The 22408-nt window shown below is 38.6% G+C and carries 20 protein-coding genes; 15 read left to right on the top strand and 5 right to left on the bottom strand.

The window, feature by feature from the left end:
• Positions 1 to 2: 2 nt before the first annotated feature.
• Complete coding sequence (locus tag CA265_24110) at positions 3 to 1163, bottom strand: hypothetical protein (GenBank protein ARS42579.1); 1161 nt, start codon at positions 1161 to 1163, stop codon at positions 3 to 5.
• A 631-nt stretch (positions 1164 to 1794) separates the two neighbouring features.
• Complete coding sequence (locus tag CA265_24105; GenBank protein ARS42578.1) at positions 1795 to 2628, bottom strand: hypothetical protein; 834 nt, start codon at positions 2626 to 2628, stop codon at positions 1795 to 1797.
• A 241-nt stretch (positions 2629 to 2869) separates the two neighbouring features.
• Between CA265_24105 and CA265_24100 the strand changes: the two genes are divergently transcribed.
• The 5 genes from CA265_24100 (at position 2870) to CA265_24080 (ending at position 9292) form a co-directional block, all read left to right on the top strand.
• Complete coding sequence (locus CA265_24100; protein ARS42577.1) at positions 2870 to 4741, top strand: X-Pro dipeptidyl-peptidase; 1872 nt, start codon at positions 2870 to 2872, stop codon at positions 4739 to 4741.
• 182 nt (positions 4742 to 4923) lie between these two features.
• A complete protein-coding gene (locus CA265_24095) occupies positions 4924 to 6576 on the top strand; it encodes a peptidase M1 (GenBank protein ARS42576.1) in 1653 nt (550 codons plus the stop codon).
• Between the two features lie 266 nt (positions 6577 to 6842).
• Positions 6843 to 7574, top strand: a complete 732-nt coding sequence (locus CA265_24090) for a DUF2807 domain-containing protein (protein ID ARS42575.1) — start codon at positions 6843 to 6845, stop codon at positions 7572 to 7574.
• A gap of 497 nt (positions 7575 to 8071) precedes the next feature.
• The gene (locus tag CA265_24085) at positions 8072 to 8830 is read left to right on the top strand and encodes a hypothetical protein (protein ARS42574.1); all 759 of its coding nucleotides are present in this window, start codon (positions 8072 to 8074) and stop codon (positions 8828 to 8830) included.
• Positions 8831 to 8839: 9 nt separating this feature from the next.
• Positions 8840 to 9292, top strand: coding sequence for a DinB superfamily protein (locus CA265_24080; GenBank protein ID ARS42573.1), 453 nt, complete (start codon positions 8840 to 8842; stop codon positions 9290 to 9292).
• 222 nt (positions 9293 to 9514) lie between these two features.
• On the opposite strand, the gene CA265_24075 is transcribed toward CA265_24080, so the two are convergent.
• A complete protein-coding gene (locus tag CA265_24075) occupies positions 9515 to 10357 on the bottom strand; it encodes a hypothetical protein (protein ARS42572.1) in 843 nt (280 codons plus the stop codon).
• Between the two features lie 133 nt (positions 10358 to 10490).
• Positions 10491 to 11198 carry a hypothetical protein gene (locus tag CA265_24070; GenBank protein ARS42571.1) on the bottom strand — a complete coding sequence of 236 codons (708 nt, stop codon included), beginning with the start codon at positions 11196 to 11198 and terminating at the stop codon, positions 10491 to 10493.
• 134 nt (positions 11199 to 11332) lie between these two features.
• On the opposite strand from CA265_24070, the gene CA265_24065 reads away from it, so the two are divergent.
• From CA265_24065 to CA265_24040, 6 genes are all read left to right on the top strand, one after another.
• Positions 11333 to 12658 (top strand): hypothetical protein, encoded by a 1326-nt coding sequence (locus CA265_24065; GenBank protein ARS42570.1) that lies wholly within the window; start codon positions 11333 to 11335, stop codon positions 12656 to 12658.
• Positions 12659 to 12804: 146 nt separating this feature from the next.
• Complete coding sequence (locus CA265_24060; GenBank protein ARS42569.1) at positions 12805 to 13998, top strand: trans-2-enoyl-CoA reductase; 1194 nt, start codon at positions 12805 to 12807, stop codon at positions 13996 to 13998.
• Positions 13999 to 14098: 100 nt separating this feature from the next.
• A complete protein-coding gene (locus tag CA265_24055) occupies positions 14099 to 14638 on the top strand; it encodes a GNAT family N-acetyltransferase (GenBank protein ARS42568.1) in 540 nt (179 codons plus the stop codon).
• Positions 14639 to 15009: 371 nt separating this feature from the next.
• Positions 15010 to 15462 (top strand): DNA-binding protein, encoded by a 453-nt coding sequence (locus tag CA265_24050; GenBank protein ARS42567.1) that lies wholly within the window; start codon positions 15010 to 15012, stop codon positions 15460 to 15462.
• Between the two features lie 583 nt (positions 15463 to 16045).
• On the top strand, positions 16046 to 16732 hold the full coding sequence (locus CA265_24045) for an SIMPL domain-containing protein (protein ID ARS42566.1): 687 nt from the start codon (positions 16046 to 16048) through the stop codon (positions 16730 to 16732).
• A 97-nt stretch (positions 16733 to 16829) separates the two neighbouring features.
• Entirely contained in the window at positions 16830 to 17144 is a 315-nt protein-coding gene (locus CA265_24040) for a hypothetical protein (GenBank protein ARS42565.1), read from the top strand.
• 178 nt (positions 17145 to 17322) lie between these two features.
• On the opposite strand, the gene CA265_24035 is transcribed toward CA265_24040, so the two are convergent.
• Complete coding sequence (locus CA265_24035) at positions 17323 to 18594, bottom strand: serine--tRNA ligase (GenBank protein ARS42564.1); 1272 nt, start codon at positions 18592 to 18594, stop codon at positions 17323 to 17325.
• Between the two features lie 98 nt (positions 18595 to 18692).
• Here CA265_24035 and CA265_24030 point away from each other — a divergent pair, with 98 nt between their 5' ends.
• From CA265_24030 to CA265_24015, 4 genes are all read left to right on the top strand, one after another.
• Positions 18693 to 19406: an rRNA (cytidine-2'-O-)-methyltransferase gene (locus CA265_24030; GenBank protein ID ARS42563.1), complete on the top strand. Its 714-nt coding sequence runs from the start codon at positions 18693 to 18695 to the stop codon at positions 19404 to 19406.
• Positions 19407 to 19444: 38 nt separating this feature from the next.
• Positions 19445 to 20098 carry a hypothetical protein gene (locus tag CA265_24025; protein ID ARS42562.1) on the top strand — a complete coding sequence of 218 codons (654 nt, stop codon included), beginning with the start codon at positions 19445 to 19447 and terminating at the stop codon, positions 20096 to 20098.
• Between the two features lie 104 nt (positions 20099 to 20202).
• Positions 20203 to 21819: an apolipoprotein N-acyltransferase gene (locus tag CA265_24020; GenBank protein ID ARS42561.1), complete on the top strand. Its 1617-nt coding sequence runs from the start codon at positions 20203 to 20205 to the stop codon at positions 21817 to 21819.
• A gap of 31 nt (positions 21820 to 21850) precedes the next feature.
• Positions 21851 to 22357, top strand: a complete 507-nt coding sequence (locus CA265_24015) for a signal peptidase II (protein ID ARS42560.1) — start codon at positions 21851 to 21853, stop codon at positions 22355 to 22357.
• Positions 22358 to 22408 lie beyond the last annotated feature (51 nt).

Raw genomic sequence — 22408 nt, 5'->3', positions numbered from 1 at the left:
CCTTATGGAAGGATCTCAAATAAGAAAAATTGTTGCACCTGAGCTTTCCCGAAATTGTTATCTACACAAAAAATTAATGAAAGGTGCCCGTTCGGCAACTGTGGCCCAAAGGTTACGCCTTCAAAATTATCGATATGCCGGTTTAAGGAATCAAAGTCGAAAAGCAATTTTTTGGTTAATGGCTTCGGCGGATGCTGCACAAAAGAACTGTTATCGATTTCATTTTCGGCCCCACGCAAATCAACCAGGTAAAGTTTTATAAAAGTATGATCATCATGTCCTTTTGCCCAGGCCCTTTCCATTACCAAAAGGCTATGATTATTAATGGCTAATATTTCAGAAATTCCATTTACATTCCAATCATTTTCAACCGTAGGTTTAACAGGCATTGCGTCAAGCTGATAAGCATATTGGGCAGTATTCTTTTTAGTCGTTACATCGAATTTTAAAATCCGCGTTAAGGCTTTATCATATTCAAAAGCAGCCTGAGGGCCATCCTGGTAAAGTGGCTCTTCTAAACTGGCATATAACGTTTTGTACTGATCGGCATAAGTTAAACCTTCAAATAAAGCATTTTTACGTGGACCACTTTCCGTTTTAGTAAAATGAAAACCTTTAGGCATTGGGATGGTATCCAGAAACTTTCCTGCTGTAGAAATAAAGGTTAAACCAGGCTGAACTATCGTAGTATCGCCATTCTTAAATAACCTTTCTCCCTCACTACTCCAAAGTAATTGCTGGGTTAAGGGATTAAAACGAACCGATTCTCCATCAGGTTTTACACTTTTATCAGTACCGTATTGAGGATATGGTTTCCCGTTTTCTTGCAGCATATAAGTCACACCAGTTATCCGGACAGTATCGATCTTATTTTCTTTAAGATCAATCTGTGCAGTATAAATTCTTGCGGGACCCCGCTGCGATGGATCATCACTGATCATGTAATATTGGTTCTGCTTTACATCGTAATCAATCCCAGATAAACCACCAACAACCGTATTCTGAAAAATTGGATTTAAGGGCATAACATATTCATCCAGAAACTTTACAGCGGAAATACTAGCCTCATTTTGTTTAACTGCTGCATACTTTGTTGCTGCACAGGAGGAGAGGACAATAGCAAGAACCGAATAAACAAGGAAGAGCTGCGATACAGGTTTCAAATCGAAATGTTTAGGCCGTAAAAATATGGAATTTTTGCTGCAAAAAGTCTATCATCAAGAGATGGAGAACATTAATAAAGCTACTTTTTCCAGTGGTGTCGGATAGTAAAATCCAACTGCATAGCTAATACTTAATGATCTTAACTCCTTAATGATAAAAAAAACAGTAGTCATACCATTAAGAAATTGAGCACATTAAGAAGATAGCCTCTTTCTTATAGATATTAAAAAAAAAACGGTCGGATGGTAACATCCAACTGCACAGCTAAACTTGATGATCTTAACTCCTTAATGATAAAAAAACCAGTAGTCCTACCATTAAGAAATTAAGAAGATCTAGGCTTTTCTGTATTATCAGATAAATAACAACCAGATGCTAATGTCCGACTCTACATTATAGGAAAATAGATCCTGAAACAATTTAAGGATAACGAATCTATTAAAATGATAAGTGGGGTATCATAAATATTGAATTGTCACCCTAATCCTCCCGATAAATCGGGACAGGTAGACGAAGGACCTGTTTAAATACCCACAACGCGTTTCGACAAGCTCAATGTTACAATTCAAATGGAATCAAAAATATATAAGTGGTGTCAGATGTTACCATCTGACACTGATAAAATTAAGATTAAAACAACTTACCAATTACGCGATAAGTGATATTGGTTCCATCTACTATTTCCTCATAATAAACATCATCAGGCGAAACAAAATATTTTTCGTTTTTAATGGTTACTTCCCTGCATCCTTCTGGCAGCTGATTAATAATATCACCTATATTATGCGTATCAACCGGTCCATCCGTTGTATTTAAAATACCATCTTTTCCGGCAACCACATATACGGTTTTACCATCAGCATTTTCTTTTTGGATATAATAAACGCCTTTGTATTCGTAATAATCAACTCCGTTAATGGTAACCAGATTAGCATCTGATGGTAAATTCGGAACCTCAGCACCAACTGGCGGTGTGACCACTTCGTATTGACTGTTGTTTTGCTGATAGAACAATCCGCCAGAATAGTAAAACTGGTTAGCACCATAATAAAACGGATAATATCCATAAGGCAACACACCAATCCTGAAGCCTAAAAACGGTCTGTAAAAATTATAATAGCTATAATATGGCCTGTAATAAGGTCTACCGTATCCGGGGCGATAACCATAACCCGGCCTCACATAACCAGGGCGATAACCTGGTCTGTTATAGCTGTAATTCGGTCTGGGCGGACGGCCGCCATTGCCTGGCGAATAACTACCTCTGCTTGGTGCGTGCATAGATGGTTGTCTGGAAATACCACCACCACCTCTGGATGGGCTGCCTATCGAACCAGATCTGCCACCGCTCGAAGAACCTCCACTCCTACTTGGCCGCTGTGCCGAAACAGTCTCCATACTCAAAGTTGCTATCATCGCTGCTGCAGCGAAAACAACCAATCCTTTATTTAATAACCTATTCATTATTTTGTGTTTATTTCGATTATCTATATGACGATGAAAATTCCTAAAAGATTATGCCTTAACATTATTTAACTAAATTTTGATAAAGTAATGACGAACGAAAGGTTATAGTGGCATAGTACATCACACCTCGTCCATTTTACATCATTACGGCTTAAACTAACAAACCTTTTACGGGCTATTTTTTCTAATGAATCCTTAATCACCTATATTTAAATTTTATTCCTAAAAACTAGCTTAAATGAACCTTACAAGAATTTTCAGTCTGTTATTATGTCTGTTTATTTCTAATGAATTAATGGCCCGGCAAACCGATTCGGCATATGTTAGAGAAAACTACACCAAAATAGAACGCCAGATTCCCATGCGCGATGGGGTTAAACTCTTCACATCCATTTATATACCCAAAAATCAAACCAAAAAATATCCTTTTTTAATTAACCGCACCCCCTATACCGTTGCACCATATGGTGAAGATAAATATAAGCTGAGCCTGGGTAATTTTCCGGCGATGATGCGTGAGGGATTTATTTTTGTATATCAGGATGTTAGGGGCCGTTGGATGAGTGAGGGCACTTTTGCCGATATCCGTCCGCAGGTTGTTGGCAAAAAAAGTAAAACCGCTATCGATGAAAGCACCGATACTTACGATACCATCGATTGGCTGCTTAAAAACGTAAAAGGTAACAATGGCAATGCCGGTATTTATGGCATTTCGTACCCTGGTTTTTATTCTACCACTTCATTACCAAATGCACATCCCGCTTTAAAAGCCGTTTCGCCTCAGGCGCCAGTTACCGATTGGTTTATGGGTGATGATTTTCACCACCGTGGTACCTTGTTCCTCATGGATGCTTTTAGTTTTATGGGCAGCTTTGGTGTGCCGAGGCCTAAACCGATTACCCCAGATAAAGGGCCTAAAGGTTTTCAGTTCCCCATTCAGGACAATTATCGTTTTTATCTAGAAGCCGGATCGGTTAAGAACTTAAAAGACCGGTATTTTGCCGACAGTATTAAATTCTGGAATGATTTATTTAAACATCCAAATTTAGATACCTTCTGGAAAGCACGTTTAATTACGCCACATTTAACCAATGTAAAACCTGCTGTGATGGTGGTGGGGGGATTTTTCGATGCGGAAGATGCCTATGGAACTTTTGACACCTACAAAGCGATTGAGAAACAGAATCCTGGTGCCAACAATATCCTGGTTGCAGGTCCCTGGTTCCATGGCGGCTGGGTACGTAGTGATGGTTCTTATTTCGGCGACATCCCTTTCGGCAAAACCACCAGTATCGATTACCAGCAACAATACGAACTGCCTTTCTTTAAACATTATTTAAAAGGCGAGGGAGATTTTAATGCTGCAGAAGCCAATATTTTTGTAACGGGAAGCAACGAATGGAAAAAATTTAATACCTGGCCACCAAAAGATACCGAAACCAGAAACCTTTACTTACAACCCAATGGAAAACTCAGTTTCGAAAAAGTGGGCAGAACCGATAGCTGGGATGAATATGTAAGCGATCCGAATAATCCGGTACCTTACCAGGATGGTATCCAGGCCAAACGTACCCGCGAGTACATGATCGACGATCAGCGTTTTGCGGCCCGCCGTCCGGATGTAAAAACTTACCAAACAGATGCTTTAACTGAAGATATTACTTTAACCGGCCCTGTTCTGGCCAACTTAGTGGTTTCGACTACCGGAACAGATGCCGATTATGTAGTTAAATTGATTGATGTTTATCCTGAAGATGCACCAAATCCAGAACCTAATCCTAAAAACCTGATTATGGGTGGTTACGAAATGCTGGTACGTGGAGAAATTATGCGTGGAAAATACCGCAACAGTTTTGAAAAACCAGAGCCTTTTGTTCCTGGCGCCATTACCAAAGTCAATTATCCGCTGCCAGATGTAGCACATACCTTCAAAAAAGGGCATAAAATTATGATTCAGATTCAAAACTCGTGGTTCCCCTTAGCCGATCGTAATCCGCAGAAATTTATGGACATCTATCAGGCAGAAGCGCAGGATTTCCAGAAAGCTACACACAAAATTTATCATGATGTACACAACAGCTCATTTATTACGGTTTCAGTATTGAAGTAAATGCAAAATCCCTCATGTTGAGCGACGGAGCATTCTTGTAACTTTAGGTGTATAGCCATTGCATTAGGATTGCCTGCCTGCAACAGGGAGGCTTTGTGCGCCGCAAAGACAAAAAAGTTACGCTCGTTTCTAAGCGCATATTAATAAGCAATCGTTTTTAACGATTAACAAAAATATAATAAATGAAAAAGTTACTATTCATCCTTGCCATCATCTTCAGTATTTCAGCGGTACAGGCACAGATGCTCGGGAAAAACCAGGTAAACTCAAGGGCCGACAGCCTCCGTGGCACACTGACTCCTTTGCGCACCTGTTACGATATTAATTATTACCACCTGGATGTTAAAATAGATATCGACCAAAAATCTGTTAGCGGCAGCAATGAATTTGCTTTTACCGCTACGCAGGATTTTACCAAACTCCAGTTCGATCTTTTTGATAACTTAAAAGTAGACAAGGTGGTTTACAAAGGTGCCGATTTACCTTTTACCCGGGAATATAACGCGGTATTTGTAACCTTCCCTAAAGCGGTTAAAAAAGGCAGTCAAGATAAATTCACCGTTTTCTATTCAGGCAATCCTACGGTAGCAAAAACACCACCCTGGGACGGTGGTTTTATCTTCAAAAAAGATGAAGCAGGCAATCCATTTGTTTCGGTGGCTTGCCAGGGTTTAGGTGCAAGTGTGTGGTGGCCAAATAAAGATCACCAAAGCGATGAAGTAGACAGTATGTTAATCAGCATTACTGTTCCTAAAACTTTGCAGGAAATATCTAACGGAAGACTGAGAAATACCGTTGACAAACCTGATGGCAATAAACAATACAATTGGTTTGTAGGTAATCCCATTAACAATTACGACGTAACCTTTTACATTGGGAAATATGCGCACTGGCAAGACAGTTATGATGGTGAAAACGGAAAGCTCAGTATCGACTACTGGGCGCTACAAACCGATAGCGCCAAAGCCCGCCCACATTGGGATGCAGATGTTAAACCCATGCTAAAATGTTTCGAATATTGGTTTGGCCCTTACCCCTGGTACAAAGACGGCTACAAACTGGTTCAGGCGCCACATTTAGGTATGGAACACCAGAGTGCAGTAGCTTATGGCAATCAGTTTAAACCAGGTTATTTAGGTAAAGATTTAAGTGGTACCGATCATGGCTTAAAATGGGATTTTATTACCATCCATGAAAGCGGCCACGAATGGTTCGGGAATAACATCACCTCAAAAGATATCGCCGATATGTGGGTTCATGAAGGTTTCACCAATTATTCAGAGGTATTGTTTACCGAATGTACTGAGAGCAAAGCAGCTGCCGAAGAATATGTGATCGGATTACAGAAAATCATCCGTAATGATGTGCCGGTAATTGGCCCTTATGGCGTAAACAAGGAAGGCTCGGGCGATATGTATCCCAAAGGTGCAAATTTGGTGAGTATCATTCGCCAATTGATCAATAACGATGAAAAATTCAGACAGGTTTTGCGCGGATTGGGTAAAACATTCTACCACAAAACCGTAACCACTGCAGAGATTGAAAATTACATAGCCAAACAAAGCGGACTTAAATTAGATAAAGTTTTCGATCAGTACCTGCGTTATACGAAGATTCCTGTTTTAAGCTATAAAATCAATAAAGGCATACTTTCTTACCGATGGGTAACAGATGTAAAAGGTTTTGATATGCCTGTGCGCGTAACACTAAAAGCAGGTGTTTATACTTTGATCAAACCTACAAACGATTGGAAAACCATTAAAATTGATGGCAGTATTAATGCCGATAACTTTAAACACGATCCGTTGTTTTACATCAACATCAAAAAAGGATAATTAAATCTCATTGGCTGTATCATAAATATATAATTTGTCATCCTGAGCTTGTCGAAGGACTTACTTAAATATGCTTTTAGGTGTTTCGACAGGCTCAACATGACAAATTTGGAAGAGAAATTACCTTAATGATACGGCTTCTCTTTTGAGCATAGCCAAGACCATTAATAAAAAAGAATTAAATTCTGTCTTGTGCAACTTTTCGGCAAAAGCATCGTCTTATAAGAAAAGCTCATTATTCATCTAAAAAAATAAAATCTATCATCATGAAAAAAGTATTTGCAATATTATTGGCAACACTAACATTAACCTCGGGTATTAATGTAATTGCAAAAGACCAAACCCACATTAAATCATCAAAATACAATAGCGATGAAAGAGATGTGGCTAACTTTACTTCAGTTGCGGGTGCAGGCCCAATCAATATCGTAATTACGATAGGTTCAAAAGCAAGCTGCCGTTTAGAAGGCGATGCCGATGCCATTGCGACCATTGTAACAGAAGTAAAAGGAAATGCACTCATTATCCGTCCGGAAACCAGCATTACTAGCTGGTCTAGAAAATACGAAAACAAAAAAATAACTGCTTACGTTACTGCACCTTCGCTAAAAAGTTTAACCATGAACGGATCTGGAGCAATGACAGTGAACGGCAAAGTTAGTGCTGGAGATTTTGCAACTGTTTTAAGCGGATCAGGCAGTATAAAAGTAAATGCCGATGTTGACAATTTTAGCGGCGTAATTAGCGGTTCAGGATCAATCAACATTAATGGCAATGCCGATCATGCTAAAGTAGTTATCAGCAGCTCGGGTACCTTTGGTGGCAAATCTTTTGCAGTAAAAACATTATCAACAACGATCAGCGGCTCTGGAACAGTTAATATCGCTGCAGAGAAAAGCATTAAAGCGGTAATCAGCGGTTCAGGAAGTGTAAATTACTCAGGCGATCCATCAGTTGATAAAACAGTTATAGGCTCAGGAAGAGTTAGAAAAGTATAAATTAAAGCCTTTTGATAGCGAAACACCTGCAATTTCTTGCAGGTGTTTTTTTATGGGCAAAGGATCAATGATTAGCGCTGTTTTCCAATGCGATCGTCAAGAGGTTGTATCATAAATATAGATTGTCATCCTGAGCTTGTCGAAGGACCTGTTTAAATGCTGCTCAAAGCGTTTCGACTACTTGTCCCGATTCTTCGGGAAGCTTAACGTGACAAGTTCGAATAGAATCACAACTTATGATACAGCCTCATCTTTTCTGCAAAAGATCCTCGGTCGGACAATGTGCCTTAACATCCTTTTATTTTTATTTGAAAAGCAGATCATTGCTACTATTAAGTGTTAGTCCCGCTATCATTTCAAGTCCTCATCCCGATAAAGGATCGGGCTTCCGGGCTTTCCATTTTATCGGGTTTAGATACATAGGTCGGTAGAGTAATAGGGCAGAAAGACACCTTTTCGGCTTTAAACTATTATATTCGCTTAAAAACCTCTCTTCAATGAAAATACTATTATTAGCAGTCCTTTTTATAGTGAACATCGGCTCAATTCAAAGCCAAACACTAGATAAAAAATATCTCCCTATTGTTACCGATTTTATCACCTCTATTAAAAATGGTAAAATAGAAAAATTAAGCAATAAAATTAGATATCCTTTAAACAGGGCATACCCGATCCCGCCTATTAAAAACAAGCAGGAATTTATAAAAAGATATAAAGAGGTTTTTGACGATGAACTAACCAAAAAGATCATCAACTCAAATCCATTAACAGACTGGGATTTTATGGGCTGGAGAGGAATAATGCTGTTAAATGGCGAATTATGGCTGAACGATTCGGATGGCAAATTGTTGAGCGTAAATCATCGATCAAAATTTGAGACATTAGAAAAGTCCCGATTAATTGCCCTAGAAAAAACAGGATTACATCCTTCAATTAAAAAATTCTACAAACCCATATTAATCTTCGAGACAGCACAATACAGAGTACGGATTGACGACTTGGGTAATAGAAATTACCGTTTTGCATCATGGCCCTTAAAAAATAAAATGGGCAATAAACCTTCAATTGTTTTATCCAATGGACGATATGATCCTGATGGAAGCGGTGGAAGTGGCAATTTTAACTTTGAAAGTGGTATTTACCTCTATACTTGTTTTATCAGTGCAATTGGAGAAAATAATGCACTAGGGCATTTAATCATTAAAAAGAATGATAAAGAGATCCTATCACAGCAAGTAAAAAAATTAATCCCTTAAAATCTACATATGCTTACCGAAACCTTAAAATCACTTTTCACCCGGGATCTTAACAAATTAAAATCGGAAATTGAATTATATAAAAACGAAGCTACGCTTTGGGTTGTAGATAAAAGCATTGCAAATTCAGCCGGGAACCTCTGTCTGCATTTAATCGGAAACCTCAACACGTATATTGGTGCAACTTTGGGTGGCAGCCATTACATCCGCAACCGCGAACTGGAGTTTTCATTAAAAGATATCCCAAGGCTAGAATTGATTAAAATGATCGAAGCAACTTTAATTGTAGTTAGTGAAACGCTTGATAAAATAACCCCTGAACAAATCAATACTGAATACCCGATGCTGGTATTTCAGGAGAAAACATCAACCGAATTTTTCCTGGTTCACCTGTCCACACATTTATCTTACCATTTGGGGCAGATTAACTACCATAGAAGGTTGTTAGATTACGGACAGTAGCCGGGCGCTAGGCGCCAAGCGTAAAGCGATCTATACTAGATTGAAATTGCAAGGCTAGACAAACTGGAGAAAATATAATAGTCTTCTTTGCTTTCATGGCTATTTATAATCACCAAAAATAATCAGCGTTTATCTCTTTAATCAGCGGGCAAACTGTAGTGCACCGATTCCCACCACCTGCACCTAAAACAAAAAAGAGGCTTGAGCCTCCTTTTATATTTTTTAAAACTGAACCCCGATCAGCGATATATTTTCAATGTAGTTGATTTTCTGACTGGCTTTATCCAGCTCATCCCAACCGGTTGTATGCACATTGGTTAAATTGGTGGCGCCAAACTTAGTGGTATTCTGTAAATAAACGTTTTTCCAAACATAAAACTTAAGACCAATTTTCGCTGAAACACCATAACCCGAAATGCTGAAATGGTTATTCCTGCCCTGGCCAAAAAGACGTACATCAGAACGTGGCACCATTAAACCGCCACCCAAACCGGTTTCTAAAGTTAAAGAAGTATTGCCACCCGGCGCAACCCAGATATCATCATAACGCTCAATCTCGATATTGGCATAGTTAAATCCATCGGTATGCTCATAAGTAAGCATGCTTTCTTTCACGTTAATGCTTTGGCCATTATAATCGCCAGCTAAAGCGCCTGTAGGTGCATTATCATGCGAAATATTTGCACCGATATGTCCGTTGATTACAACAGTTTGCGGAATATCCATCACATATTTCATGTGGTCCCAGCCGATAGAAATACTGTAATTATCTTTGATAAAGTATCCCGCACGGATGTTATACTGTGGTACAGTGATTAAACCCGGATTTAAATAAGCCCAGCTTAATTTCGATTGTCTATCATGAGCCACCACATCCTTTAAAGTAAAATCGTAGTTCGGTCCCTGAAACCTGATATCGCTTTTACCATACCAGGAGCTATTATATCCCCAGTGAAAATAAAAATCACCTTTACGGGAAAATTTCCTTTTATGCTCAGGGTTAAATAAACTTTTTGAAGTTGGCGTATTACTGGTTGAAGAGGTTTTAATCTCTTGTGCCTGCATTCGCTTGCCAAACAAGAGTGCTAAAAATAGAATGGTAAATCTTTTCACGCGGCAAATTGAGCAAAAAGACCAATCAATTACAACAGCTTTAACATTTTGTAAGAGTTGTTGTACAAAAAATGACTTTAAAACATTAAAACCTCGTGTAAACAGCCAGCTGAATAATGTGATTAACCGTATTGTTCGAAACGCCATTTGTAATTTGGTTCATATACCCAGCTTCCAGATCAAATTGCTTCGAAAAACGATAACCCGCAGCAAGGTACAACCTGTTCTGATCGAAAACACTATTGTTAATTTTCTCCTTATTCTGCAAATTTAAAAACACCTCGTTCTGCATAGCTACAAATGGCCCTTTTGTAAATGTTGGCTGAGCTTTTTGCAATGGCTGAATGAGCCTGAAGAAATAACGGAAACGTTGTGAAAACACATCTTCGTCCGGGCGGCCGATAAAACGTTGTTCAAGCCTTAGCCTGTGGCTGGCAAAAACCGATTTTAGCCTGTGGCTGTAAATATATTGCTCAAAAATACGATGCTCGTGTGAAAATGAATTACCGGCTACTACCGATTGCGATTGTGTGGTTTGCCATAAATAGCCCAGGGCTACATTGTGTTTATTATTGATGAAATATTGTAAGGCTGGCCGCACTAAGGTATTTCTCAAATAACCCCAATCATCAGCTGAGCGCATTTGAACATCGAACTGTAGCCCCCATTTTTCATTAAACTTGGTGTTATTTAAAAACATAAACCAACCCGAATTTTGATGCTGGGTTTGTGCATAAAGCTTTCCAGAAACCATGATGAGCAACACCATAGCAGAGAATACTATTTTTTTCATAAGATGATAAACCGGTTTTATCTGTGTGCCGCTAAATTAATAGAAAATGAACAAAGCAAATCATTTAACTTTAAATTAATCCTTAAAAAAGAGCTTAGACGCTTATCTTTAGGATTTAATTCATTGAAAATCACATGCGTTTTCTTTTAGGAGTTTTGTTAATCATGATTTTAACCGGAGCAAAGGCTCAGGATTTTACGGGTACCTGGAATTTTAAGTATCGTCCTTATCCCACCGCTTTACCGATTAATGTGCAAATGAATATTGGCAAAGCGACTGAAAAGATGCTTTATCCTGCGAACTTAAAAATTACAAATGGCGATTTTATATTTAGTTATGAACTCTTGCTTGTTCAGAAAAACAGTACCCAACTGGGCATTGGTCGAAATAAATACCCGATAATAGAAACCCCTTTCAAAATTAAACAGTGGATGCCCTACCTAAATGGTGTACTTACACTAAGCAAATCCAAAACCGGACAAGCACAATTGAGTTTGCAACGGATGTGGATTGATAACTTTGGGCTTTTTATGCGCGGTTTAGATGAGGGCGATGAAATTTACGAAAGTTCAAAAGTAAATATGAGGGATCTGTTATACCGTGAAAAGATTACCTTAACCAAAGCAAATTCAACGCCCTGGACAGATCCTCATATTCCCAGGATAGTGGCCCCTACCGGGAAGGATAATATTTATTATGGCATTTACGATCCAATTACCACAAAAGATAGCGTTGTTACCCTGGCCATACAGGATGAAGAGCTGATCGATGCAGACACCATAACATTGATTCAAAATGGCAGGATGATTTTAAACAAACATGCCATTGATGAGAAAAAATTTAGCCATGCGCTACATTTAGATACAGGAATGAATACCATTGCACTTTTTGCAGACAATTATGGTCGCAAGCCGCCAAATACCGGGAATTTGATTGTTAAAACCAGCGAAAACATGTACAGTTTTGATTTTTCAAACCGCTCAAACGCTTTTGCAACTTTTCTGGTGGCTAAGTTTTATCGCGCATATTCAAAACCTAAGTTAGCGGATAACCAATCTATAAGCAATAAGCCTGTAGAGATATCAAAGCAAAAAAATACTCCAGAAAAACCCATAAACAGAAACTCCGATGTTATTGCAAACATGCAAGTTGAAAACAAGCAAATAGAACTTGAAATTTGGGACGGCCAGGTAGAGGATGGAGACAGTGTATCTTTAAAACTTAATGACGTATGGGTCCATCAAAAAATTGCAGTTAAAAAAATATCTAAGCGGTTTTACCTAACATTGCAACCGGGCAAAAACACTTTATTGTTTAGGGCAGATAATTTAGGAAGTACCCCACCAAATACAGCTGTGCTCTGCGTTTATTATGGCGATAAAACACGGATAGTTTATCTGGATACCGATATGAAAAGAGATAATATTATTAATATAGAATTTAGATCTAAAACGAATTAAACAAGTGTAAAAGCTTATTATTTAAAATTCATTTAACGTTAAACAATTAAAAATTTATCTTCGTTAAAGATTTGGGCATTATGGCATTTTCAATTTGCTTAAAACTGCACTTATTTTAACATTACAAAACGTAAAATAGAACAAAAATGATTATCGAACCTAGAATGAGGGGCTTTATCTGTTTAACTGCACACCCTGATGGTTGCGCGCAAAACGTAAAGAATCAAATTGAATATGTAAAATCTAAAGGAGCTATAGATGGTCCTAAAAAAGTATTGGTAATAGGCGCTTCAACCGGATTTGGTTTGGCTTCGCGTATTACTGCTGCTTATGGATCTGGCGCTTCTACAATTGGCGTATTTTTCGAAAAAGCACCTTCTGAAGGCAAAACTGCATCACCAGGCTGGTACAATACTGCAGCCTTCGAAAAAGAAGCCCATGCCGCTGGTTTATATGCGAAAAGTATTAACGGCGACGCATTCTCTAAAGAAATTAAAGAAAAAACAATTGAATTGATCAAAGCTGATTTGGGTCAGGTTGATTTAGTCATTTATAGCCTGGCATCTCCGGTTAGGAAACACCCTGATACCGAAGTGCTTCACCGCTCTACCTTAAAACCTATCGGTGGAACTTACACCAATAAAACAGTCGATTTCCACACCGGTAATGTAACCGAAATTTCTATCGAACCTGCTACCGAAGAGGATATTGCCAATACCGTTGCGGTAATGGGCGGCGAAGACTGGGCCATGTGGATTGATGCCTTAAAAGCAGAAAATCTGCTTGCCGAAGCTGCCACAACAGTAGCTTATTCGTACATCGGCCCTGCTTTAACCGAGCCGGTATACCGTAAAGGAACCATTGGAAGAGCTAAAGATGATTTGGAAGCAACTGCTTTTAAAATCAGCGATAAATTAAAAGATATTGATGGCAAAGCTTATGTATCAGTGAACAAAGCACTGGTAACACAGGCAAGTTCTGCTATTCCGGTAATTCCGTTATACATTTCATTGTTGTACAAGGTAATGAAAGCAGAAGGCATCCACGAAGGTACAATTGAGCAGATCCAGCGTTTATATGCTGATCGTTTATATACCGGCAGCCCTGTTCCTGTTGATGAAAAAGGAAGAATCAGAATCGACGATTGGGAAATGCGTGAAGATGTCCAGGCTAAAGTGGCCGAACTTTGGAAAGAAGCCACAACCGAAACTTTACCCGCAATAGGTGATTTACCAGGTTACAGATCTGATTTCTTAAGCTTATTTGGTTTCGAAATTGATCAAGTTGACTATCAGAAAGATGCCCAGGAAGTGGTAGAAATTGAAGGTTTGGTAGATTAATAAGCGCGTCATTTCGACTGGAGCAAAGCGGAATGGAGAAATCTAATAATTAATAACAAACGGCTGGCCGCAAAGCCGGCCGTTTTTATATTCAAGCCATATGAATTTCGATTTACAGCCTACATTGGCAAACGATTTAATTACGATAGCCCCTTTAAAGGAAGAAGATTTTGAAGCTCTTTTTGCCGTAGCTTCCGATCCGTTAATCTGGGAGCAGCATCCCAACAAAGACCGCTATAAAAGAGCGGTTTTCGAAAATTTCTTTAAAGGTGCAATAGAATCGAAGGGTGCTTTTATTGTTTATGAAAAAGAAACCAATAAAGTTGTGGGCAGCTCCAGATATTACGAATTAGATGAAACAGACTACTCTGTTGCCGTTGGTTATACTTTTATTGCCCGTGAGTTTTGGGGCAAGGGGCACAACAAGGCTTTAAAAGCTTTAATGCTCGATTATGCTTTTCAATTTGTGGATAAAGTAATCTTACATATTGGTGCGACTAATTTCCGTTCACAAAAAGCAACAGAAAAATTAGGAGCCGTTAAAATTGCTGAATTGGAAGTAGCCTATTACGGTGAGCCACTAAAATGGAATTTCGTTTATCAGATCGATAAAGATAAATGGGTAAATAAAGCCTCTTAAATTTTTAAGCACTCATTTTATAATGAAATTTGCCACGGAAACACTGAAATCACGGAAAAGGTATAAACCATAACCCACCAATCGTCCTCGTTTGTAACGAGGATGACTGAGATTCGCATTTGTAATGCATTAAACTATCCAATAGCGATAAAATCGCCTTTTCCTTCCATCCTCGTTTGTAACGAGGACGATGAAAGGGAAAAGACTTACTTCCGTGTAAATCTGTGCCCTCCTTGGCAAATGCCTTTATACTATACAAACCCAAATGACAAGAGCATAACCGAATAAAATCGTGTTTATGCTTTAGTATTGTTATCTTTGTATAATTCTCCTTTCCACTCACCTTTCAAAACAAAACAATTAAATAAAATATGGCTAAATCTCAGGCAACATACAGTAAAAAAGAGAACGAAAAAAAACGATTAAAAAAACAAAAAGACAAACAAGAGAAAAAAGAAGAGCGTCAGGCTAATGCCAAAAAAGGTTTAGCGCTTGAAGATATGATGGCTTATGTTGATGAAAACGGAAACATCTCTTCAACTCCACCAGATCCGAAGAAAAAGAAAGTAATTAACACCGAAGATATTCAGATCGGTATTTCAAGACAAGAAGACATCATCGATGAAAATCCTGTTAAAAAAGGAACAGTTACATTCTTTAACGACAGTAAAGGTTACGGTTTTATTAAAAACACTGAAACACAAGACAGTATTTTCGTTCACGCAAATGGTTTAATCACTCAGATTAAAGAGGGTGATAAAGTTACATTCGAAGTAGAAATGGGTCAAAAAGGACCAACTGCTGTTAAAGTATCAAAGGTCTAACAACCACAATTCAATTCTTTTTGCGATTCCTAATTGCAAAACATGATTAAAATTCTGCAGAAAACTCTGCTGCGCTAGGTTTTATAACCATATATAATTCCGTCTATTTAAGCATAAAACCTTGCGCAAAATTTTACTCTTTCTATTTATTTTAGAAAATCAGGTTTCAGTGTGCATCGGCCAATCCGGTCCCGCCATCGCTATTTTCCTCATTCCGCTGCGCTTCCATTCCGGGCTATCCGCTCTGTCGGGTTTAAGGTGGCCAGAACAATAGTCCTTTCAAAGAAGGAAATACATGAAAAATATTTGCACTATAAAAAGAATAATATTTTTCAGGTTAAAACTTATGGTTGCAACAATTGTTTTATTCTGATTGTCTTTTTGCCAGTAGCATAAACCTTTGTTAATAAACCCGATAACAACGACAGCCCCCGATTTTTCTTCGGGGCTAAAGTGTATAGCGGGGCAGGTTTTGCCATCAACTACTGCTGTCCATTTTCAAAAAAAATAAAATTTTTTCTAATCTCGGTGTGGAATTTGTGCACGGTTTACATCATTAACGTACACACAAAGAAAATACATTATGAAAAAGTTAATAGCACTTGCACTGGTTGCATTTTTAGGATTATCAACAGCGATGGCTCAACAAGTAGATTTACGCAGAAAAATTAATGTTAGCGGAACTGCAGAAACAGAAGTAACCCCCGATATTATTTACATCGGCATTTCACTTAAAGAATACTTAAACGGCAAGAAAAAAGTAGACATTACAGAACTGGAAAAACAATTGTATGCCGCTGTACAAAAAGCGGGCATTGCAAAAGAAAATTTAACCATTAGCAATTTAAGCAGCTGGAACTACGCTGCAGAAAAAAAGAAAAATCCTGATTTCTTAGCGAGCAAACAATATCGTTTAAAAGTTAGCGATCTGAATAAATTCAACGCCATATTAGAGTCGATTGATGCCAAAGGAATTGCCAATACGAATATTGAAAGCTACGATTATTCTAAAATTGAAAGTTTAAAAAAAGAGCTTAAAATTAAAGCTTTATTGGCTGCAAAAGAAAAAGCAGCTTACATGGTCGAAGCATTAGGCGATAAATTAGGTGGTGTAATTGAGATACAAGACGGTGGAGACAATGTAATACAACCGGTTTATAGAAATTATGCAATGAAAGCTGAAATGGCTGATGCCGCTAGCGCTCCTGAAATTGATTTCAAAAAAATTAAGCTGAATTTCACGGTGAATGCCATTTTCGAGATCAAATAAGAATTTTAATTGTTAAATCAAGGCTTTTTAAAACCTACCAGAACATTTTGGTAGGTTTTTTGTTACGTAGAGGTCGAACACTAAAAAATTATATATTATGAAAAAATTCATCTACACGCTAGCCTTGGTTTTCTCTTTAGGCATTAGTTTTAATTCAGCTCAGGCAGCTGATAAACCTGCGAAAAACCCAACAGAATTAACTGCTGAACAAGCCGTGAAACTGGAAAGAATTAAAACCCGTGTTGAAGAGATCAGAGACATGGACAAATCGAACTTAACAAGAGCAGAACGTAAAGCATTACGTAGCGAGTTAAGAGAATTAAAAGGGCAAGCCCGTGCAGTTTCTGGAGGTGTTTACCTTTCAGTTGGTGCAATCATCATCATCATTTTATTGTTGATCCTGATTTTATAATCAATACGCATCACATCTATCTATATAAAAAACAAAAAGCTTTGCAGCAATGCAAAGCTTTTTTTATGCCCTCACCCTTTTAACGGGCTTAGCAATGCGTAGCGTCTGTGCATTCCCTCTCCTGAAGGAGTGGGAGGCTCAAATAGAAGCCTAAGCAGTTGCTATAATAGGGTGAGGTTTAATCAATAATATCAAATCCGGTGTACTTTACTAAAGCTTCCGGAATTTTAATACCGTTCTCCGTTTGGTAGTTTTCTAAAATTGAAGCCACAATACGCGGTAGCGCCAATGCACTTCCATTTAAGGAGTGAGCCAGTTGCGCCTTACCTTCTTTTCCTTTAAAACGCAATTTCAAACGGTTACTCTGATAAGTTTCGAAATTTGATACAGAAGAAACTTCTAACCAGCGCTCTTGAGCAGCACTCCAAACCTCCATATCGTAAGTCATGGCCGAAGTAAAGCCCATATCGCCACCGCACAAACGCAGCACACGGTAATGTAAGCCCAGTTCCTGTAAAAGAGACTGAACATATAGGCTCATATCTTCTAAAGTTTCGTAAGATTGATCAGGATGTGTAATCTGCACGACTTCTACCTTATCAAACTGGTGTAAACGGTTTAAACCACGTACATGCGCACCATAAGAACCCGCTTCTCTACGGAAACAAGGTGTATAGGCCGTATTTTTAATCGGAAGATCTTCTTCCTTAACAATTACATCACGGTATAAATTGGTTACCGGTACTTCGGCAGTTGGAATTAAATATAAATCATCAACTGTTGAATGATACATCTGCCCTTCCTTATCGGGTAACTGCCCGGTACCAAAACCTGAAGCTGCATTAACCAGGTGAGGTACCTGCATTTCTTTATAACCAGCTGCAGTAGCATGATCTAAGAAGAAATTGATGAGTGCCCGTTGTAACCTGGCGCCTTTTCCTTTATATACCGGAAAACCAGCACCAGTAATTTTTACACCCAGTTCGAAATCGATAATATCATATTTCGCCGCAAGCTCCCAATGCGGTAAAGCTTTGCTTGGTAACTGGGCAGGCTCACCATGTGTTAAAACAATCTCGTTATCATCTGCAGTTGATCCCTGTTTGACTAAATGATATGGTAAATTCGGCAACTGCACAATTAAATTATGCTGAGCCGTTTCCAGCTCGTTTAGTTTATCGCTCAGGTTTTTGATATTTTCTTTATGAGAAGCAGTTTGCGCCTTAATCGCTTCAGCTTCTTCTTTTTTACCCGTACGCATTAAATCGCCAATCTGTTTGGCAGCTGCATTAGCCTCAGCGGAAATATTATCCAGGGAAGTTTGTGTAGAACGGCGGTCTTCATCTATTTTGATGATTTCGTCTACCAGTTCTGGCTGTTTAAAATTACGGATACTTAAACGTTCTAAAACTTTCTCTCTATTTTCGCGGATATAGTTAACTTGCAGCATTATTTAATTTTTTAAGCAAAGATAGCAAGAGTTTGGAGTTTGGGGTAAGGAGTTTGGAAAAAACTGCAAACCGTTAACTTTAAACTGCAAACTGAAATATGGATGGCAAACTATTTCTCGTACCAACGCCCATAGGCAATTTGGAGGATATGACCTTTAGGGCAATCCGTATATTAAAAGAATGCGATTTAATCCTCGCTGAAGATACCCGTACCAGCGCCCCGATGCTCAAACATTTTGGCATCGATAAAAGAGTTTTCTCGCACCACCAGCACAACGAACATAAGGCCACTTCTGAGATTATTAAGTTTCTAAATGAAGGGCAAAAAATAGCGCTGATATCCGACGCCGGAACACCTGCCATTTCCGACCCGGGTTTCTTCCTGGTACGCGAAGCCATCAAAAATGATATTGCCGTAGAGTGTTTACCCGGTGCAACAGCTTTTGTACCTGCCCTGGTTAACTCGGGCTTACCTGCAGATGCCTTTTGTTTCGAAGGATTTTTGCCGGTTAAAAAAGGCAGACAAACCAAGTTCAAAAAATTGGCCGAAGAAGACCGCACCATTATACTTTATGAAAGTCCGCACCGTTTATTAAAAACTTTAGAGGAATTTGCACAGTATTTGGGTGCCGACAGGCAGGCATCGGTAAGTAGAGAACTGACCAAAATGTTCGAAGAAACCGTACGCGGAACTTTAGTAGAAATAAAATCACATTTTGAAAACAATACTTTAAAAGGAGAATTTGTAATTTGCATAGCGGGGAAACCCAACATTAAAAGCAAAAACAAATATGAAGATGCTGAAGAGTAGCATCAGAAAATAAGCAACACACCAATTTTAAAAACATTATGATTAGCATAGATAGATTTCTGAGTGACGAACAAGACCCAAAAGCGGTTGAAAAAGTTATTGGAAAATTAAACGACCTTTTAACAACAGGCGAAGAACTTTTATATTTAGCGGTACAGAAAAAACCGGCAGTAAACTTGTTACCAGATAGCATCGCGATTTCGAACAAGCGCATTTTTTATTGCGAGCCAGGTAATTTAGGCTTAACCATGAATTTCAAGGATATTTCGTGGAAAAGCATAAAAGAGGTGTCGTTTAAAGAAGAGTTTTTTGGTTCTAAATTTATCTGTGTACCCCAGCATGGCGAAAATATCGTAACCGAATTTATTCCGAAAGTACAGGCGCGTAAATTACATCAGGCTGCGAATCAGCAATTAGAAGAGTATAAGGAAATGCTTCGTCAGCAAAAACTGGAAGAAAACCGTGCAACGGCTTCTCCGATTAGCTTGAACGCTCAACCCCTTGCCGAAATTCCGGCTTACGAACCAACTCCGGAACCCGTTCAACCTGTGATCCAGATTGCTGAGGTAGTTGAAGAGCCGGAAGACGAAACCACCTTAAAATTACGCAAGCTTAAAACTTTGTACGATAAACACCTCATTACGCAGGAAGAATACGAAGCTAAAAAAGCAAATATTTTAGATAGTTTGTAAAACTAATCCCCTCGAGTTGTCACGTTGAGCTTGTCGAAACGTCAAATTATAATTAATTAGTCCTTCGACAAGCTCAGGATGACAATATTGCGCCAGCACTTAAAATGAACAAGAAACAAACCTACCTCCTCGCCCTCTTAAGTGCATTTTTACTTTGGCTAGCCTGGCCACCAATGCCCTTTACCACCCCATTATTACTGATTGGTTTGGTTCCTTTGTTTATCGCCCTGGAAGCCATTGGCCATGCGAACACCAAAAAACAGGGTAAAAGGATTTTCTTAACCGCAGGCCTAACTTTTTTAGTTTGGAATACCGCATCAATCTACTGGGTGTATAACGCCATAAGTGCCTACAATGGCGCGGCAGTAGCCCTACCTGTTTCTTTAATTCCTTACGGATTAGGGGCACTTTTAATGACTTTTGCTTTTTGGTTATACTATCGTTTGGGCAAATACGTCAATAGAAAAATCGCCTACCTCGGGTTAATTGCTTTTTATATCGCTTTAGAATATTTACAGCAAACCTGGGATTTAGCTTTCCCCTGGATGACTTTAGGAAATGGTTTGGCAGGCATGCACCAGTTGGCACAATGGTACGATTACACTGGCGTTTACGGAGGTTCATTATGGATTTTGGTCAGCAATATTTTAGCATTCGAGGCCTACAAAAAATTCAAATCCCAAACCGGTTATTTAAGGTTTAGAACCGCAGGAATCTGGGCTCTAGTGGTACTTATTCCCATCAGTATTTCATTAACCAAATATTTCACTGCCGGGCAAATAGGTACTCCAAGTAACGTAGTCGTGGTTCAACCAAATATCGATCCTTATCAAAAGCTGGAAAATATTCCAACTGCTGAGCAGATTAAAATATTAACACACTTATCAGATTCTATCGGGCAAACCAATACCGAATATTTTATCTGGCCTGAAACGGCTATTCCAAATTACGCAGATGAGGATAGAATCCGGAGTAATCCTGATTTTTATACCATTCAAAGTTTTTTAAACAAATACAAAAATGGAACACTGATTACCGGAATTGAAAGCAAAAAAATCTATCAGACCAAGAAAACACTTTCAGCAAAATACGACCCGCAAAGCAACCAGTATTGGGATAATTTTAACACAGCCATGCAGGTAGAAAATTCGGCAAATGTTCAGTTTTACCATAAATCGAAACTCGTTCCGGGAGCCGAAAAAATGCCTTTCCCTAAAGTATTTTCTTTTATGGATGGTGTGTTTTCACAATTAGGCGGAAGTGTAAGCGGCTGGGGATGGCAGGAAAAACCTAGTGTTCTGTATGCACAAAGTGGTATTGGTGCCGCTCCTGTTGTTTGTTACGAAAGTTTATGGGGCGACTGGATTGGTATGCAGATTAAAGATGGGGCTCAATTTATTGCCATTATTACCAACGATGGCTGGTGGGGAAATACCTCTGGTAAAGACCAGCACATGATGTACGCTAAACTAAGGGCAATTGAAACCCACCGTGATGTAGCCCGCTCGGCCAATACGGGTATTTCCTGTTTTATCAATCAACGTGGCGATGTTACACAAAGCACCAAATGGTGGACAAGAACTGCCATTAAAGCAAACATCAATTTAAATGACGAAATTACTTTTTACGTAAAAAGCGGCGATATCATTGCAAAAATATTGAGTGTTTTAGCGGTTATCCTATCCTTGATTATTCCTTATAGAAAATGGGTGAAAAAATAAGCCCATTAGTAAATTTCTAATTATAAAAAACATGCAACAGTTTAAAAACCTTAGGTGGTCTGTTTTATTATTGTTACTCACCTTAAATTTTGGCTGCGATCAGATTTCTAAAAAAATTGTGCGTACCGAGATCAGCGATTACGAGCATATCAGCATCATAAAAGACCGTTTTACCTTAACCAAAGTAGAAAATAGCGGTGCGTTTTTAAGCCTTGGCGATAATATGCCTTATATTTTCAGGCTCATTATTTTAACTGGCTTGCCCTTATTATTTTTGGGCTATGGTTTGTATTTCCTGTTTGCCAAACGTAATTTACCAATCAGTATGCAAATTGCTTTGTGTTTTCTGATCGGTGGCGGCATCGGCAACCTATACGATCGGATTGTACATGGGTCGGTTACCGATTTTATGCATATGGATTTTTATATCTTCCAGACAGGTGTTTTCAATTTTGCTGATATTTCGATTATGATTGGGGTAGGCATATTGCTTTTTCAATCGATTAGAAACAGTACGCTAAAACAACCAGTAGATTAGGGCAAAAGACAAGATCGGGCTATACTAATTAAAAATACAAAAAATATGTAC

The organism is Sphingobacteriaceae bacterium GW460-11-11-14-LB5 (assembly GCA_002151545.1).
Classification (GTDB): Bacteria; Bacteroidota; Bacteroidia; order Sphingobacteriales; family Sphingobacteriaceae; genus Pedobacter.
The sequence above is the reverse complement of the archived record's forward strand: the minus strand, read 5'-3'. Positions and strand labels throughout refer to the sequence as shown.

Coding starts and splice junctions, on each gene's coding strand:
- CA265_24105 (ARS42578.1), bottom strand. CDS start 2,628: ATGAATAGGTTATTAAATAAAGGATTGGTTGTTTTCGCTGCAGCAGCG.
- CA265_24100 (ARS42577.1), top strand. CDS start 2,870: ATGAACCTTACAAGAATTTTCAGTCTGTTATTATGTCTGTTTATTTCT.
- CA265_24095 (ARS42576.1), top strand. CDS start 4,924: ATGAAAAAGTTACTATTCATCCTTGCCATCATCTTCAGTATTTCAGCG.
- CA265_24090 (ARS42575.1), top strand. CDS start 6,843: ATGAAAAAAGTATTTGCAATATTATTGGCAACACTAACATTAACCTCG.
- CA265_24085 (ARS42574.1), top strand. CDS start 8,072: ATGAAAATACTATTATTAGCAGTCCTTTTTATAGTGAACATCGGCTCA.
- CA265_24080 (ARS42573.1), top strand. CDS start 8,840: ATGCTTACCGAAACCTTAAAATCACTTTTCACCCGGGATCTTAACAAA.
- CA265_24075 (ARS42572.1), bottom strand. CDS start 10,357: ATGCAGGCACAAGAGATTAAAACCTCTTCAACCAGTAATACGCCAACT.
- CA265_24070 (ARS42571.1), bottom strand. CDS start 11,198: ATGAAAAAAATAGTATTCTCTGCTATGGTGTTGCTCATCATGGTTTCT.
- CA265_24065 (ARS42570.1), top strand. CDS start 11,333: ATGCGTTTTCTTTTAGGAGTTTTGTTAATCATGATTTTAACCGGAGCA.
- CA265_24060 (ARS42569.1), top strand. CDS start 12,805: ATGATTATCGAACCTAGAATGAGGGGCTTTATCTGTTTAACTGCACAC.
- CA265_24055 (ARS42568.1), top strand. CDS start 14,099: ATGAATTTCGATTTACAGCCTACATTGGCAAACGATTTAATTACGATA.
- CA265_24050 (ARS42567.1), top strand. CDS start 15,010: ATGGCTAAATCTCAGGCAACATACAGTAAAAAAGAGAACGAAAAAAAA.
- CA265_24045 (ARS42566.1), top strand. CDS start 16,046: ATGAAAAAGTTAATAGCACTTGCACTGGTTGCATTTTTAGGATTATCA.
- CA265_24040 (ARS42565.1), top strand. CDS start 16,830: ATGAAAAAATTCATCTACACGCTAGCCTTGGTTTTCTCTTTAGGCATT.
- CA265_24035 (ARS42564.1), bottom strand. CDS start 18,594: ATGCTGCAAGTTAACTATATCCGCGAAAATAGAGAGAAAGTTTTAGAA.
- CA265_24030 (ARS42563.1), top strand. CDS start 18,693: ATGGATGGCAAACTATTTCTCGTACCAACGCCCATAGGCAATTTGGAG.
- CA265_24025 (ARS42562.1), top strand. CDS start 19,445: ATGATTAGCATAGATAGATTTCTGAGTGACGAACAAGACCCAAAAGCG.
- CA265_24020 (ARS42561.1), top strand. CDS start 20,203: ATGAACAAGAAACAAACCTACCTCCTCGCCCTCTTAAGTGCATTTTTA.
- CA265_24015 (ARS42560.1), top strand. CDS start 21,851: ATGCAACAGTTTAAAAACCTTAGGTGGTCTGTTTTATTATTGTTACTC.